Origin of the sequence: Halorhodospira abdelmalekii, assembly GCF_016583625.1 — a bacterium.
GTDB classification, from domain to species: Bacteria; Pseudomonadota; Gammaproteobacteria; order Nitrococcales; family Halorhodospiraceae; genus Halorhodospira; species Halorhodospira abdelmalekii.
The window spans coordinates 1-14,582 of record NZ_NRRN01000034.1; the positions used below are offsets into that span (position 1 = coordinate 1).

The 14,582-nt window shown below is 61.6% G+C and carries 12 protein-coding genes; 8 read left to right on the plus strand and 4 right to left on the minus strand.

What is annotated here, in order from left to right; genetic code table 11:
• Positions 1 to 310 precede the first annotated feature (310 nt).
• The 4 genes from CKO15_RS09120 (at position 311) to CKO15_RS09135 (ending at position 6,709) form a co-directional block, all read left to right on the plus strand.
• The gene (locus tag CKO15_RS09120; RefSeq protein WP_200195288.1) at positions 311 to 529 is read left to right on the plus strand and encodes a hypothetical protein; all 219 of its coding nucleotides are present in this window, start codon (positions 311 to 313) and stop codon (positions 527 to 529) included.
• A 404-nt stretch (positions 530 to 933) separates the two neighbouring features.
• Complete coding sequence (locus tag CKO15_RS09125; RefSeq protein WP_200195290.1) at positions 934 to 1,899, plus strand: DmsE family decaheme c-type cytochrome; 966 nt, start codon at positions 934 to 936, stop codon at positions 1,897 to 1,899.
• 268 nt (positions 1,900 to 2,167) lie between these two features.
• A complete protein-coding gene (locus tag CKO15_RS09130) occupies positions 2,168 to 3,973 on the plus strand; it encodes an MtrB/PioB family decaheme-associated outer membrane protein (protein ID WP_200195292.1) in 1,806 nt (601 codons plus the stop codon).
• Between the two features lie 36 nt (positions 3,974 to 4,009).
• Positions 4,010 to 6,709, plus strand: a complete 2,700-nt coding sequence (locus CKO15_RS09135) for an OmcA/MtrC family decaheme c-type cytochrome (protein ID WP_200195294.1) — start codon at positions 4,010 to 4,012, stop codon at positions 6,707 to 6,709.
• 150 nt (positions 6,710 to 6,859) lie between these two features.
• On the opposite strand, the gene CKO15_RS09140 is transcribed toward CKO15_RS09135, so the two are convergent.
• The 4 genes from CKO15_RS09140 to CKO15_RS09155 all read right to left on the minus strand — a co-directional run bounded on the left by CKO15_RS09140 (position 6,860) and on the right by CKO15_RS09155 (position 10,778).
• Positions 6,860 to 7,525, minus strand: a complete 666-nt coding sequence (locus CKO15_RS09140) for a BUD32 family EKC/KEOPS complex subunit (protein WP_200195296.1) — start codon at positions 7,523 to 7,525, stop codon at positions 6,860 to 6,862.
• A 63-nt stretch (positions 7,526 to 7,588) separates the two neighbouring features.
• Positions 7,589 to 8,719 carry a nickel/cobalt transporter gene (locus CKO15_RS09145; protein WP_200195298.1) on the minus strand — a complete coding sequence of 377 codons (1,131 nt, stop codon included), beginning with the start codon at positions 8,717 to 8,719 and terminating at the stop codon, positions 7,589 to 7,591.
• A 92-nt stretch (positions 8,720 to 8,811) separates the two neighbouring features.
• Positions 8,812 to 9,429 (minus strand): DUF1007 family protein, encoded by a 618-nt coding sequence (locus CKO15_RS09150; protein WP_200195300.1) that lies wholly within the window; start codon positions 9,427 to 9,429, stop codon positions 8,812 to 8,814.
• A gap of 239 nt (positions 9,430 to 9,668) precedes the next feature.
• Complete coding sequence (locus CKO15_RS09155; protein ID WP_207124026.1) at positions 9,669 to 10,778, minus strand: M23 family metallopeptidase; 1,110 nt, start codon at positions 10,776 to 10,778, stop codon at positions 9,669 to 9,671.
• Between the two features lie 230 nt (positions 10,779 to 11,008).
• Between CKO15_RS09155 and prfB the strand changes: the two genes are divergently transcribed.
• From prfB to sdhD, 4 genes are all read left to right on the plus strand, one after another.
• Positions 11,009 to 12,104 (plus strand): peptide chain release factor 2 gene (gene prfB / locus CKO15_RS09160; RefSeq protein ID WP_200195304.1). Its coding sequence is split into 2 segments (ribosomal slippage): positions 11,009 to 11,080 and positions 11,082 to 12,104, totalling 1,095 coding nucleotides; the frame shifts between segments, so codons are not numbered across the junction.
• A gap of 89 nt (positions 12,105 to 12,193) precedes the next feature.
• Positions 12,194 to 13,684, plus strand: coding sequence for a lysine--tRNA ligase (lysS, locus tag CKO15_RS09165; protein WP_200195306.1), 1,491 nt, complete (start codon positions 12,194 to 12,196; stop codon positions 13,682 to 13,684).
• A gap of 109 nt (positions 13,685 to 13,793) precedes the next feature.
• Positions 13,794 to 14,189, plus strand: a complete 396-nt coding sequence (sdhC, locus tag CKO15_RS09170; protein ID WP_200195308.1) for a succinate dehydrogenase, cytochrome b556 subunit — start codon at positions 13,794 to 13,796, stop codon at positions 14,187 to 14,189.
• A gap of 2 nt (positions 14,190 to 14,191) precedes the next feature.
• The gene (gene sdhD, locus CKO15_RS09175) at positions 14,192 to 14,575 is read left to right on the plus strand and encodes a succinate dehydrogenase, hydrophobic membrane anchor protein (RefSeq protein ID WP_200195310.1); all 384 of its coding nucleotides are present in this window, start codon (positions 14,192 to 14,194) and stop codon (positions 14,573 to 14,575) included.
• Positions 14,576 to 14,582: the final 7 nt, after the last annotated feature.

Here is a 14,582-nt window from a genome sequence, read left to right on the forward strand (position 1 = left end):
GTGGAACGGCCCCACCACATCCGGTGGAATCGCCCCCCCACTTCCGGTGGAACAGCACACCCGCTTCGCGTGGAATCGGCACCCCACTTCCCGTGGAATGCACCCCCCACTTGAGGACTATTCCATATCGGTGCAGGGTCTATGATAGCGCTCTATTGCGCCGCTTGCCCAGATCAATGTCCCCCCAGGGGGGGGTCTTTCCAGGGGATATGATGCGTTTCCTTGCTGCGGTATAGGAGCACGAACACCACCTGCGTTTCTTGCTATGCCCTGGCCACACCTAGCCACACCCTGGCCTCAGTGGCTCTATATGGTGCCTCTTCCCGCATTGATTCCCCGCCGTGCACTGCGCGAGGCCTCAGATGCCCGGGCGCTGGTCCGCGCCTACGGCAACTGGACGGCTAACAGCTACGGCGGCGGTCGTTTCGACATGGTCTTCGTGCGCGATCGCGAGTTCACCGAGGGTGTGACAGAGTTTGACGGCCTAAGTTACGACTTGACAGACAGGCAGCCACAGCTGCGCCTGTAGTTTTCGGGGTCCCTGGCGAAAGTTGGATGCGAAGAGAAGGTCTGGCCACTTCGGTCCCAAATTCGTCGGCGTAGGCTTCCGCAGAGCGAACGGTTGCAGTGCCAGGAATCTACTGATCGGTTGAGGCTGGGCTGGCGGCGCCAAGCGTGCGTGATAGTTCCGTTGGTCGATCAGTTGGCGCCCCGCAGTGCGCAATATTTTATCGGTACCGATCAAAAGCTGCCCAGGCGAGCCGATCAAAACGTTTCCGCCATTTTAGGCAGTTCCCTCATCTTCATGATTTACAAAGGGGGAAATCCTATGCCCAAAAGTGGTACGAGGATTGCAATGGGCGTACGGACAGGATTTGACTGATATCAAAAACAACCGTTATCCACGCAATAAGCGTACAAGGAGTATGTCTATTGTCTAAGCACTTGATGAACAGGTGGCGTAACTCCTCGCTGCTTCTGCCCCTAGCGCTTGTTGGTGTGTTGGTGAGCGGTCCGGTGCAGATCGGCGCTGTAGCGGCGGAGGAGGAGCCTGCTGGAGTCGATGTCGAGGCCCTGATTGACGAAGTGCGTGCGATTTCGCCGGTGATCGCGGAGCGACGCATGCAGGATCTGCGGATCCACATCGAGCGCGTCGAGGAGACGGCGCACGCCGTTGCCTCGGATCCACGGACACCGGCTGGGCGTGCCAAGGAGGGCGAGCAGTTCTGCTATGCATGTCACGGCCAGGACTTTGAACACTTCTTTAACGTTGGTGATGACATCTCGACATCGCAAGCGAACGAGGTCTGCATGGAGTGTCATCGGGGCGGTGAGCGCATGCACTGGTACGGGGGGGCGCATGAGTTTCAGGATATGGCGTGCATCGACTGCCACAACGCCCACAGCAACAATAAACGGTTGCTACGGGCTGAAGACCAGCTGACGCTTTGCAGCAATTGCCACCAAGAGCGGCGCGTCGATTTTCATCGCCCGCACCACCATCCGGTTCGTGAAGGCCAGATCGAGTGTACCGATTGCCACAATCCGCACGGCGAGATGGGGCGTGCGCAGCTGCGCAGCGGTGGGGTGAACGAGACCTGCTATCAGTGCCACGCTGAGTATCGCGGACCCTTTCTATGGGAGCATCAGCCGGTTCGTGAGGATTGCACCCTCTGCCACAACCCGCACGGCTCGGTTCACCCCGGCATGTTAGAGGCGCGGACGGCTCAGGTCTGTCAGTCGTGCCACCTGACTTCGACTGCGCATCCTGGCGATCTACTCACTCGCCACCCGGGCGGATCGCAAGGGGAGTTCATGCTGCGTGGACAGAGCTGCCTCAACTGCCATTCGCAGGTGCACGGATCAAACCACCCGGGCGGGGCGCTCTTTCAGCGCTAATTGAGCGCAAATTGGCTGATTCGGCGGAATAGAGCCGATAGGGGATGGAGATGAGTCGAAGACGTAAGATTCGTTACACCGGGAGTACGGTGACGGCGATTTCGGTTGTAGCCCTGCAGGCGGCGGCCTCCGCCGGGTCTCCCGAAGGGACGGCGGTCTTTGTGGGGCCCGCTGAGTCGAGTGTTCGCGCCGGGATGGGCTACCTCAGCGAAGATAACCACCACGTGCATCGCTACACCGGCCCGGTTGATGAAGGTTTTTCCCCGTATTGGAACTCGATCTGCGCTACCGCGGCGAGGACGACGAGGATGCGCGCTATGGTCGATTGTCGGGCCGCGACCTGGGGATTGAATCGCGCAATCTGCAGGGCCGCTACGGGGTGCAAGGCCGCTATGGGCTCTCGATTGAGTACGACCAGCGTCCCCGCTTTTACGGGCACGATCTGCGCGGCCCTCATTGGCAGCCCGATAAGGATCGACTGGTGCTGCCCGACGGCGGGCGGACCGAAGATCTCGATGATTGGAGTCGGACGTGGGATCTAAGCACCGAGCGCCGGCGTTTGAGCGTTGGGGGGCAGCGGCACCTCGATGAGGATTGGAAGGTCAGCGCTGCCTTCAGTCGTGAGGAGAAGGAGGGGAATCGGCCGCTCGGTTACGGTACGTGGTGGCAACCGAGTGCGGTGCAACTGCCGGCCTCGGTCAATCACCGTACCGATCAGTTCGATCTGACAGCCGATTATGCCAACAGTGAGTTGCAGGCTCAATTTGGTTACCACCTCTCGCAGTTTTCTCAACTTGAAGGCGATCACTTTGAGTTTGATGATCCCTTTTCTGTTCCAGGTTTCGAGCGCTGGCAAGATGCCAGTGCTCAGAAAGTTTCACAGCCGCCGGATAATAGCTACCATCGGCTCCACGCCTCTGTAGCCTATCAACTTCAGAGGGCGACTCGGTTCCACGCTCAGGTCGATCTCGGCCGTGCACAACAAGATGAGCGCTACATCAACGACCCGGGGTTTGCTGATGAGCTTGCCGATCTAAGTCGTTCCCTCGGCGGACAAATCGATACGACTCGAATCAGTCTCCGGGGTACCCACCGTTTCACCCCGCGCTTTCAAGTCCGGGGCGGGTATCGATACGAAGATCATGACAATGGGACCTCTGTCGAGGAGGTCGGCGACTACATTTCGCGCGTCCATTCTTGGACGAAGCACGCCTTTGATGTCGATGGTGATATCCGTTTGCCTGGGCGCAACAATCTCTTGCTTGGTTACGAGTTCAGCGAAATAGATCGCGAACACGCCGATGATAAAACCTATAATTACGCGGTTAATGCCCGCCTACGCAGTCAGGTGACAGACGATTTGAGTGGCAGCCTCTATACTCGGATATTGGCTCGCAGCGGAGCCAACTATTCGGGTCCGGGGCTGAGCGATAACATTCAGGCCACTCGACTCTACCATCTGGCTGATCTGACCCGGTGGGAAGTCGGTACGGTGGTTAGCTACTCAGTAGCACCCGAGCTCGCATTGGGAGCAGAGATCACCCTCGCTGAAGAGGATTACAGCGAATCGGAACTAGGGTTGCTGGCCTCTAAAATTAACTCATATACGCTCACCTTTGATTATTTCCCTGCTGAGGTCTTCTCAGGGTACGCCTTCGTTACGCTCGAAGATCGTGAGCGTGAACAAGGGGGAGAGCAGAGGGCGCTGGATCAGGAGGAGAGAACTTGGACGATCGGTGCGGGGGCGAACTCAGTCTTAACCGAAGAGCAAAGGCTCACTTTGGGTTTGGAGCTGGCTTATATGGATTCGGGGACCGATATAAAAGTCTCTCCGGATTCCGGAGGTGCGGGTTATCCCTCTCTGAACGTCACGATGACTCAACTGAAGCTGTCGAGCGATTACGAAGTGAGTGACGCCCTGACAGTCGGCTTTACCTATTTCGTGCAGCGGTTTAGTGAAGACGACTGGTCTCGGGTCGCTCCGGGGCTTGACGGCGGGTTGATCTATCTCGGCGGCGATGAACGCAACTATACAGCCCACATGGGCATCGCTTCGGTGAGCTATCGGTTTTGATTTTGGGTGAACAAAGACCCGATGTGGGAGTGGATAATGACTAGAAGAGCATTTAGAAAATACGACGCTTGGTGGCGGTGGAGTGGTTCGCTGATTCTGATGGTTGTATTGGCGGCGGCGCTCGCCGGCTGTGATGGCGACGATGGCAGTGCCGGGCCGCCTGGGGCGCAGGGTCCGAGTGGTGAGACGGGCGCACCGGGGCCGCGTGGTCCGAGTGCCGCCGATTTTGGGCCGTTGCGGATAGAGATCGAGCGGGCTCGGGTGGAAGAGGGTGAGTTGTTCATCGAATTCTTTGCCGGCGACGCCCAGGGGCGCCCCTACGAGCACCTGCAGGATGGCGATATCGGGGCGACCTTTGCCAAGCTGGCGCCGCGCTCCCGCGATGAGTACGGGTACGATTGGCAGAACTATATCGTTGCCACTGAGCGGCGCGGTGCTCCCGGCCTCTACGGCGATGCCTTTACTGCCGAGCAGGAAGGGGCGGCGCTGGCTCATCAAGGGCGAGGGGAGTACACGCTTTCGTACCGTCTCTTTGAGAATAACGCTGGCAGTTGGAGTGTGACCTACAGCGGGGCCGATTTGAGTGGAATTTATCAGCGCATTGCCGGGGGCGCAGTCGATGGCAGCGATCTCTTCTGGTGGAATGACGGCACCGCTTTGCCCCAAGGTGTGGCGCTCGAAGATGATCGTGTTACGATCACCTTCGATGAAACGTTGACCCACCGGGTGGCTCTGGAACTGCGTGAGGCCTCGCTGCGAGGGACCAACGCAACCTTCGACTTCATTCCCGCCAATGGTGGGCAGGCCATTGATCCGGCCTCTGATCGCAGCCGCAATATTGTTGCTAACGCCAGTTGCAATAGCTGTCACGACCGAGTCGAGCGGCACGGTGGGATCCGCGTCAGTGTTGATAACTGCGTGACTTGTCATAACCCGGGGACCGTCAATGCCGATGGCCGCAGCCCGGATTTCAAGCAGTTGGTCCATAGGATCCACAGCGGTGCGAACTTGCCGAGCGTAGCAGAGTTCGGCGATCAGACCGATTTGAATGCGGGGTGGCTGTCGCTGCGCTTTCCGCAGGGGATCGCCGATGATCACAGCGGCATCGACAACTGCGTGAAGTGCCACCAGGGGCAGTCGAGTTACGACGCCTTGGTTGACTTGGCTGGCGGCGATCACGACATCGTCGATGGTCTGCAGTTGGCGCCGGTGACTCACGATGGCGACCTGTGGCGCGTCCCGAGCGTCGAGGCGTGCAGTTCGTGTCACGACGACCGCTACTGGTGGGAAGGCGATGCCAGCATTGAGGACAGCCTGGCTGCAGTGAACGCGATCAACACGGCCGCATGGGGCGATTTCCGTAGGCCTCACAACCCGGGTGGTGGTCCGCAGTCGACCGGGGTCTGGAGTGGCTGTGCTACGGCGTGTCACCAGGTCGATGGCATCACCAACGACCCACTGGCCAATCTAGGGACGGGATTTGGGCCGCAAGAGCGGCGCGATGTCCTCTCGGCCCACCTGATGCTAACCCGCACCATGGTGCGCTCGGAGATGCTCAAGCCGGAGTTCGACGCGCTCGATTTTAATCCGAGCACCGGGGTCTTTAGCTTCGACTTCCGCATTCAGGATGGTGCGAATGGCTCCCATCTGACACTGACGACCGATTCAGATCAATTATCAGGGAATCCGATCAGCTTCTTGATTGGTTGGATTGAGGAGGGCTACGCCGACTATACCCACAGCGTTGGCCGTGACGGTGGCCCGATTGTTGCCGCACCGGAGTGGGACGAGATGACGCCGCGCGGCGATGGCTGGTACGAAGTCGAGGTCGACATCGGTGATGCCGTTGCCGATCTCAACGCCTTCACCTTGGCGGTCGCTACGCAGGGTACGGCCCGCGGCAGTGCCTGGAGTAATGAGCCGGCCAATCAGTACCCGCAGAATGCAATCGCCTATCACTCGGTTAATGGCGCTCGGTTGGCTGAACGGCGTGAGGTGGTCGACTTTGGCCAGAGCTGCCGCAGCTGTCACCAGCGGCTCGGTCAGCACGGTGGCAATAATCGCAACGATCCGGTGACCTGCACCATGTGCCACACCCCGAACCGGACCGATGTGACCTACTTCACCGGTGGCCCGCCGAGTTGGCAGAATCCGCGTCTCGGCAATCTAGGTGTGCACGATAACAAGTACGAGGAGTCGATCGACTTTAAGCGGATGATCCACATCATCCACGCTTCGGCTAAGCGCGAGCAGGGGGTGCAGATTCGTGAAGTGGTCTACGGCGGTGAGTTGGCAGGCCACACCCACGAGTCGTACTGGCCAGCGGCAGAGGGCAACTGTCAGCAGTGCCATACTGGAGAGAGTTATGCGCTCCCGCTGGCCGAAGGGGTCATCGGCTCGAGCCTCTTTACCTTTAACTGGGACCACCACCAAATCGGCAACGTCGGCGAGGGCGACTTCCTCACCGACAACCAGACGGCGAATCTGGAGCGGCATCGCAAGATGAGCCCCACCGTCTCGGCCTGCTCCTCATGCCACGACAGTGCCAGTGCGGAGCGGCATATGGCCAGTATGGGTGGGTCGCAGGTCGATGTGCACCGGTTTGGCTATAACGATCCAGCCTGGTCGAGAATCGATCTAGGTCGGCTGGATGCGCAACGCGAGACGTGTGTCACGTGCCACGGCCCTGGCCGCAGTGCCGACGTCGCGAAGGTGCACAACTTGGCCGCGCAGTAATCTTGCGTTAATAAGCTCGGGCCAATAAGCCTGAGTGAATAAGCTTGGGCCAACCAGTCCAGGCAAGTGGAGTGAGCCGTTGTTAGCCTCCCCGCCCTAACAGGGCGGGGCTTTTTTTTGGAAAGTCGAGATCTTCGCGATCCTACGAACTCACCGATAGAGCCGGCGCACGCCGCGAGCTATCCGTTCGATGGCGGTACGCCGGTGGAGTCGTGCGACCGCCGGTGGCATCGCCGCTTCGTGCTTCCAGCCGTGGCGGGCCCAAGCGTTCCAGTCTTGTTGCGCGGCCCAGCGCCAGAGTGGTCCGGGGGGGCGCTCCGACGGGCGCAGGAAGGCGGTGCCGAAGTCGATGACGTAGATCTGCTGTTCGGCGGTCAGAATGAGGTTGGTACGCCGCTTGAGATCGGCATGTGCGATGCCGCGGCGGTGCATCGCTGCCACAGTCCGTCGGAACCCCTCCATGGCGGGGCAAGGTTGGTCCGAGAGCGGCGAAGGCTGCAGCAGGTAGCGCCGCAGCGGTTGCCCGGCAATGTAGCCGAGCACTAACCACTTACCGGCGTAGAGGCCGTAGCAGGGTGGAATGCCGGGTACACCGGTCAGGCGCTGGTAGATCCGATGCTCGCGGCGCAGCGACCACAGGGTCGTGGCGTAGCGCAGACCAGGGAGCGGCGCTTTGACGATCAGCGGCGGATCGTGCTCGGGAAAGAGTCGCACCCACGCTTGATTGCCGCCGCCCCGCGGCGGGGCGGTGGCGGCACTCTCACTGGTTGCAATGAGTTCGGCGATGGTTGCAGCCGTAAGGGAAGTCGATGTCATCGTGAGGCGGTACGCTTGGTTGCTTGGTTGCTTGGTTGCTTGGTTGCTTGGTTGCTTTTCTGGTTAAAGGCCGAGTGGGTGAGGGGTCTTGGGCAGGGTCAAGCTGCCGGTGAGTAGGGTTGCACCGATAGCGAGAATCAGCAAGCCGCCGCACAGCGCCAGGGTGTGCGCCGCCAGCTGCAGTCGGTGGCTTGGTGGTCCGGTGTATCGAGCCATGTGGTGGCGGGCGAGCACTGCTAAGGTGGCTAAGGTGGCGACGGTTAGGCCGGTGCCGATCGACATCGCCAATACGGCGACGACTCCAGCGCTCCAGATGCCGAGCAAGTGGGCGACGACCAGTACCAGGATGGCCCCGGCACAAGGGCGAGCGCCCACGGCGGCTACGGTTGCCACCATTGCCCAGCGACTGTCGCCGTGGGTCGCTTGCTGGGGATCGATGTGGTGGTGGTGATGGGCCGCAGCGTGACCACAGCCGCAGCTCGTCGCGTTCTCCGAAGCGGATGTCGTTGTACGTCGCCGGTGGGTTTGCCACAGGGCGCGCAGTGCTCGACTACACAGCCACAGCCCGAGCAGGGAGACGAGGGCAAAGCTAAGCTGCTCCAGCAGCGCAGTTTGCCCTAATGCGTCGCGTGCCGCCCGTCCTGCCACAAAGAGCACGACACTGACCGCCACGACGGCAGTGATGCCCTGGAGCAGTGCCGCGGCGAACGACATGGTTAAGCCGCGGCGGAGGTTTTGGCGATGGGTTAGCAGATAGGTGGTGATGACCGCCTTACCGTGTCCAGGGCCGACAGCGTGGAAGACGCCATAGAGAAAGCTGATCGTAATCAGGGCGATAGCACTGCTCAGTGAGGGTGCCTCACGCAGCGTTTCAATGCCTTCGGCCAGCTGCCGGTGTAGCGCCCGTTGCTGCGCGATAACCCAGCTCAGTGCCTGCTGCCGACGCGAGGGCTCTCCTTCGCCGCTCGGTTCGAAGCGCACCGCGGCGCGCTCTGAATCGCCGCTTTCGGCCGCTTCCGGCTTACGCCCCTCCGGTTCTTTCGACTTCGCTTTTTTCTCTTTCGCGTCAGTCGGTTCGCCAGGCTGTGCCGGTGTCCCGTCGAGCAGCGGTGAGGCGGCGGCTGGTTCAGAGAGCGCAAAGGCGGCGCCTGCCGCCAGTCCGGTCGCCAGTCCGGTCGTGCCGACTGCACTCAAGCAGAGGATAAAGAACGCCTTGCAAGCGGTGAACCGGACTCGTTGACCTAACGTTCTCAGTGTTCTCAGCGATCCTGGTTTTCTCAGTGTCACTAGCGCTCGCATGTGATCTCGGCCCATTCTGCAAAGTGACGTCCGAGCTCCGTGCTGGGCTGTTCGTGTACATCGAGGGAGGCGGCGTAGGCGATCTTCGCCGGATCAGGTGAGGGAGAGCGGATGCGCAGATCGCAGTGTAAGCCGCTGCCCTGAAGACGAATCGAGTCGCTCTCGGCGTGGAGGATCTCGATGTAGTAGGTCGGATCGAAGACGGCGTAGCGTACCGGTGCCGTCTCCGGGTCGAGTGGCTCGGGCCATTCGAGTGCAAAACGCAGCTCAAGGCGGCGATCGCGCGGAATCAGTTGCGGGTCTTGTGCCTGCAGCGCCTCAATCTCCTGCCCGTTGTGCTCAATGCGTGTGAAGTAGCTGTGTCCGGAGATGTTATCGAGCAGCTGCTCGGCGGCACTCTGCAGCTGCGCTTCGCGGCTCTCACCGGCGGCATCGCGGGTGATGTCCTCCAGCCAGAGGGTGCTCATGAAGGGGTCCATGAGCCAGCGTTGCTGCATGGCCGTAATCTTGCCCTGCTCATCGAACTGGAGGCTGACGCGCAGATCGATCCAGGCGTGCGGGTGGGCGCTGCTTACCGTGGTGATGCCGGCCAACAGCGTACTCACCCCCCAGGCTGTGAGGAGAGTGAGGGCGCGACTGCGGCGCACAGCAACCGGCCGGGACTGCCTTCGCAGTGCGGGTCTCTTCGGCGACCCCTGCAGCGATCTGTGTAGCGGTTGGTACAGTGGCCTGTGCATTGGTCTGTGCCTTTGCAGCGGACGGTCCATGGTGCGCTCTCCCGTCGTGTCGATGCGTGCGTTACCGGAACGTGGCGTACAGCCCCCGTATTTATCCGTGGGGGAGCTCAAGGTATGGCTTCAAGGTGCGCCGCAGCGCTCTGTTCCGGTACGGGGGCAGCTACGCTCGGCGCTTCGCCGTGGAGGGCCAGCGGCAGAGGGAAAGGGGCGGTCACCCGTTGCAACTCTTGCTGTTGCGAGAGCAAGGCCTCTTGCTGCTCGATAAAGTAGGCGCGTTGACTGACCCCTTCGGCGAGGGCGCTCCAGTTGACGCGTTGCTCCTCCTCGAACAGTGCCGTATAGTTCTCGGCGCTCCACTCCAGGAAGGGCTCAGGGTTGAGCCGCCGCTGCAGGTGCCAGATCTCGTAGTGGAGGTGGGCGCCGGTGACGTTGCCAGTGGTGCCGCTATAGCCGATCACATCGCCCGCGCGGACAAACTCCCCCTCGCTGACATTGAAGCGACTCAGGTGGGCGTAGTGGGTCTGAAAGCCGTAGTCGTGGTCGAGAATGATCAACTTACCCAGGCCGCTGCCGTGATTGCGAGCAAAATGGACGACGCCGTCGGCCGGGGCGATGATCTCCTCGCCGTGTGGCGCGCGCAGATCGACTGCGGCATGGAAGAGGCGCTGTCCGGTGATCGGGTGCTCGCGCCAGCCGTAACCGCTGGTGATGCGCGATCGCTCTTGCAGCGGCCAACCATCGGGCAGGCTGCGGAGCATCAGTTCGCGTTCCAGCTCAGAGAGGCTTGCCGGGTCGATTTGCGCGCGTGCACCGCTGGCCGGGGCCGCTGCGGCTGTCGTCTCTGGCGGCGTGGCGGAGGCGCGCTGTTCGCTATTCAGTCCACGTGTACCGGCCCCAAACCCGACAAGTGATTCGATGTGGCCCAATTCGTAATCGATGCGCCGAATCTCCTGTTCGCGTTCGCTGATCCGGTGGCGCAGCTCGGCATTTCGTTGCTCTAGCTCTTGGGCGATCTCTGTCTTGGCAGCGCGTTGCGCATCAAGGTTGGCAATCTGCGCCTGGAGTGCCGAGATGGCGATGCCGGTGCCGAGCAAAGCAGTGGCAACCACGATCACCACAGCGATGGCAAGGCGCTTGACGAGACGGTGGAGAGCAAACTGGCGGGTGCCGCGAAAATCGCTGACGGTGATAGTAAAGCTCTCTCTCACGGCGCTCATGAGTCCTCTATCCGATAATAGAAGCACTGTACCATGATGCTCACCGGTGCAGGGATTGCGCAAGAGACTGCGCGCTGAGGGGGGTGCGAGCTGTAACCTGCGGGGCGAGACAAGGCGCGGGGCGAGACAAGAGAAGGACAAGACGAGTGAGACGGGTCGAGATGCGGTCGAACACCACAAGTGGCTGCGGATATAGTAGGATGCGCGCCGACGGATTTGGGAGGTAAGCGATGGAGATCAACCCGCTTTTGGAGCAGATCAGTGACCTGCAAGGGCGTTTTCAGGCCCTGAGGGGGTACCTTTGACGAAGCCGATAAGCGTGAACGGCTCGAAGAGGTCTTGCGTGAATTAGAGGACCCCGAAATCTGGGCCGATCCGGAACGTGCCCAGGCGCTGAGCCGCGAGCGTTCGCAGTTGCAAGGCACGCTCGGTAGCTTGGATGAGATTGCTGCGGTCTTGAATGATGCTGACGCCTTGGTTGAGATGGCCCGCGAAGAGGAAGATGAGGAGACGTTCGCTGCGGTCGCTAGCGACGTCGAGCGGATCGGGGCCGAGGTCGAGGCGCTCGAGTTTCGGCGGATGTTCTCCGGGGAGATGGATGCCGCCAACGCCTTTCTCGATATCCAGGCCGGCTCCGGCGGGACGGAGGCGCAAGATTGGTCGGAGATGCTGCTGCGCATGTACCTGCGCTGGGCCGAGCGCCACGGCTTTGCCACCGAGATCCTCGAGGCGACCGCCGGACAAGAGGCCGGCCTGAAGAGCGCGACGGTCAAGATTACAGGCGAGTACGCCTTCGGCTGGTTGCGTACTGAGACGGGTGTCCATCGGTTGGTGCGTAAGTCGCCCTTTGACTCGGGCAACCGCCGCCACACCTCGTTTGCCTCGGTCTTTGTCTCGCCGGAGATCGACGATGAGGTCGCTATCGAGATCGACCCGTCTGAGCTGCGCATCGATGTTTTTCGGGCCTCCGGGGCTGGAGGGCAGCACGTCAATACGACCGAATCGGCGGTGCGGATCACCCACCTGCCGACCGGTGCTGTGGTCCAGTCGCAAAGCGAGCGTTCGCAGCATAAGAACCGCGCTACGGCGATGAGTCAGCTGCGCGCTAAGCTCTACGAGCTTGAGATGCAGCGGCGCCGAGCGCAGGCTGAGGAGCAGGAGGAGAGCAAGGCCGATATCGGCTGGGGGAGTCAGATTCGCTCCTACGTGCTTGATCAGTCGCGGATCAAAGATCTACGCACCGGGGTCGAGATCGGCAACACCCAAGCGGTGCTCGATGGGCAGCTCGACCCCTTTATCCAGGCCAGCCTGAAGGCCGGCGTCTGAGCGGCGACCAAGAACGGCGATTAAAAAAAACGCGACAGGCTTGTGCGAGGGCGGTGGCATCGGGCGTGCCGCAGAGATGAGGAACAGGAATGAGCGAGAGCGAAGAGAACAAGCTGATTGCCCAGCGCCGCGAGAAGCTGCGGGCGCAGCGCCAAGCCCCCGGTGGTGCCTTCCCGAACGACTTTCGCCGGGATGCGCTCGCCGATGAGTTGCAGCAGCGCTACGGCGAGTTCGATGCCGCGGCCCTGGAAGAGGCGGCGGTGCGAGTGAGCCTCGCGGGGCGGATGATGACGCAGCGGGTGATGGGTAAGGCGAGCTTTGCTCACTTGCAGGATGGCAGCGGTCAGATTCAGCTCTATGTGCGCCGTGACGACCTGCCAGAAGGCCTCTATCAGGCCTTTAAGGGGTGGGATCTCGGCGATATCATCGGCGTCAGCGGCACCCTCTTTCGCACCAAGAAGGGCGAGCTGTCGGTCCACTGCAGCGAGATTCGGCTGCTGACCAAGGCGCTGCGCCCGCTGCCGGAGAAGTGGCACGGCTTAAGCGATGCCGAGACGCGTTATCGGCAGCGCTATCTCGATCTCATGGTCAACGCCGAGAGCCGCCGCACCTTCGCGTTGCGCACGCGCATCGTCGCCGCCATCCGCCGCTTTCTCGACGAGCGCGCCTTTCTCGAGGTCGAGACGCCGATGATGCACCCGATCCCCGGGGGTGCGGCGGCGCGACCCTTCGTCACGCACCATAACGTCCTCAATCGCGATCTCTATCTGCGTATCGCCCCGGAGCTCTATCTGAAGCGATTAGTCGTCGGCGGCTTTGAGCGCGTCTACGAGATCAACCGCAACTTCCGCAACGAAGGGGTTTCGACGCGCCACAACCCCGAGTTCACGATGCTCGAGCTCTATCAAGCCTACGCCGATCATCGCGACTTAATGGCCTTGACCGAGGCGTTGCTGCGTCACCTCGCCGAAGAGGTCATCGGCAGCGGGCAGTTGACCTGGCAGGGCTGTGCGCTCGACTTCTCCCGCCCCTTCGAGCGGCTGACCCTCTGTGAGGCGATCTTACGCTGCAACCCGCAGCTGAGTGCAGAAGACCTCCAGGAGCGTGAGCGGGTTGCTGCAGCGGCGCAGGCGTGCGGCATCGAGGTCAAGCCGAGCGAGGGGCGGGGTCGGATCTTAACCCATCTCTTCGAGGCGACTGCCGAGGGGCAGCTCACCGGGCCGGTCTTTGTCACCGACTACCCGACCGAGGTCTCGCCGCTGGCCCGCCCGCGCGACGATGACCCCTTCTTTACCGAGCGCTTCGAGTTGATCGTCGCCGGACGCGAGATCGCTAACGGCTTCTCGGAGCTCAACGACCCCGAGGATCAGGCCGAGCGCTTCCGTGCGCAAGCCGCCGAGCGCGAGGCCGGCGATCACGAGGCGATGCACTACGACGCCGACTATATTCGGGCCTTGGAGTACGGTTTGCCGCCGACCGCCGGCGAGGGCATCGGCATCGATCGGCTGGTGATGCTGCTGACCGATGCCGACTCGATCCGCGACGTGCTGCTCTTCCCGGCGATGCGCCCCGAAGCGTGAGCCTTGCGTTGCGACGTTTCAACCTATAGTTTATGCCATCGTTCAGTGTTTATTATTGTGCGCTGCACCGACCGGTCTTGCCGGCGCAGTCTCAGCGGAGCGAGCCATCATGCACAACGACAACCGTCCGCTTTCCCCCCATCTCTTCATCTATCGTCCGCAGCTTACGGCGATGCTCTCCATCATCCACCGCGGCACTGGTGCTGCGCTCAGTGGTGGTGCGCTGCTGCTGGTGATCTGGCTGCTGGCGCTGGCGGCCAGCCCCGAGGCCTACGCGCTGACCATGGAGCTGCTCGGCCACTGGCTGGGGCTGCTGGTGCTGCTCGGCATCACCTGGATGGGGGCTTACCACTTCTGTAACGGGATTCGCCACCTGGTATGGGATACCGGGCGCTGCCTGGAGCTATCGGCCGTCTATCGGGGCGGTTGGCTGGTGATCGTCATGAGCATGATCTTGACCGGTCTGCTCTGGGGGATCGCCTTCGCCGCTATGGAAGGGAGTTGAGCATGCGCAGCTATCAGAGCGGAGTGAATCGGGCGCTGGGCTTGGGCTCGGCGAAGAACGGCTTTATCGCTTGGTGGCGTCAGCGGGTCAGTGCGGTGCTGCTGATTCCGCTGCTGGCGTGGCTCGGCATCGGGCTGGCGCTGCAGGCCGGCGCCGACTTTGAGAGCGCCCGCGCCTGGGTCGGCTCGCCGATCAACAGTGTACTGATGATTGCGACCTTGGCGGTGTTGCTCTTCCACACCGCCGTCGGGCTGCAGGTCATCATCGAGGATTACGTCGAAACGGAAGGGCTGAAGGCCGCCAGCATCGTCTTGACGCACTTTGTGTGTTTCCTGCTGACGATCGCCGGCAGTCTGGCAGTCGTTCGCATAGCATTGGGGAGCTGACGCACAC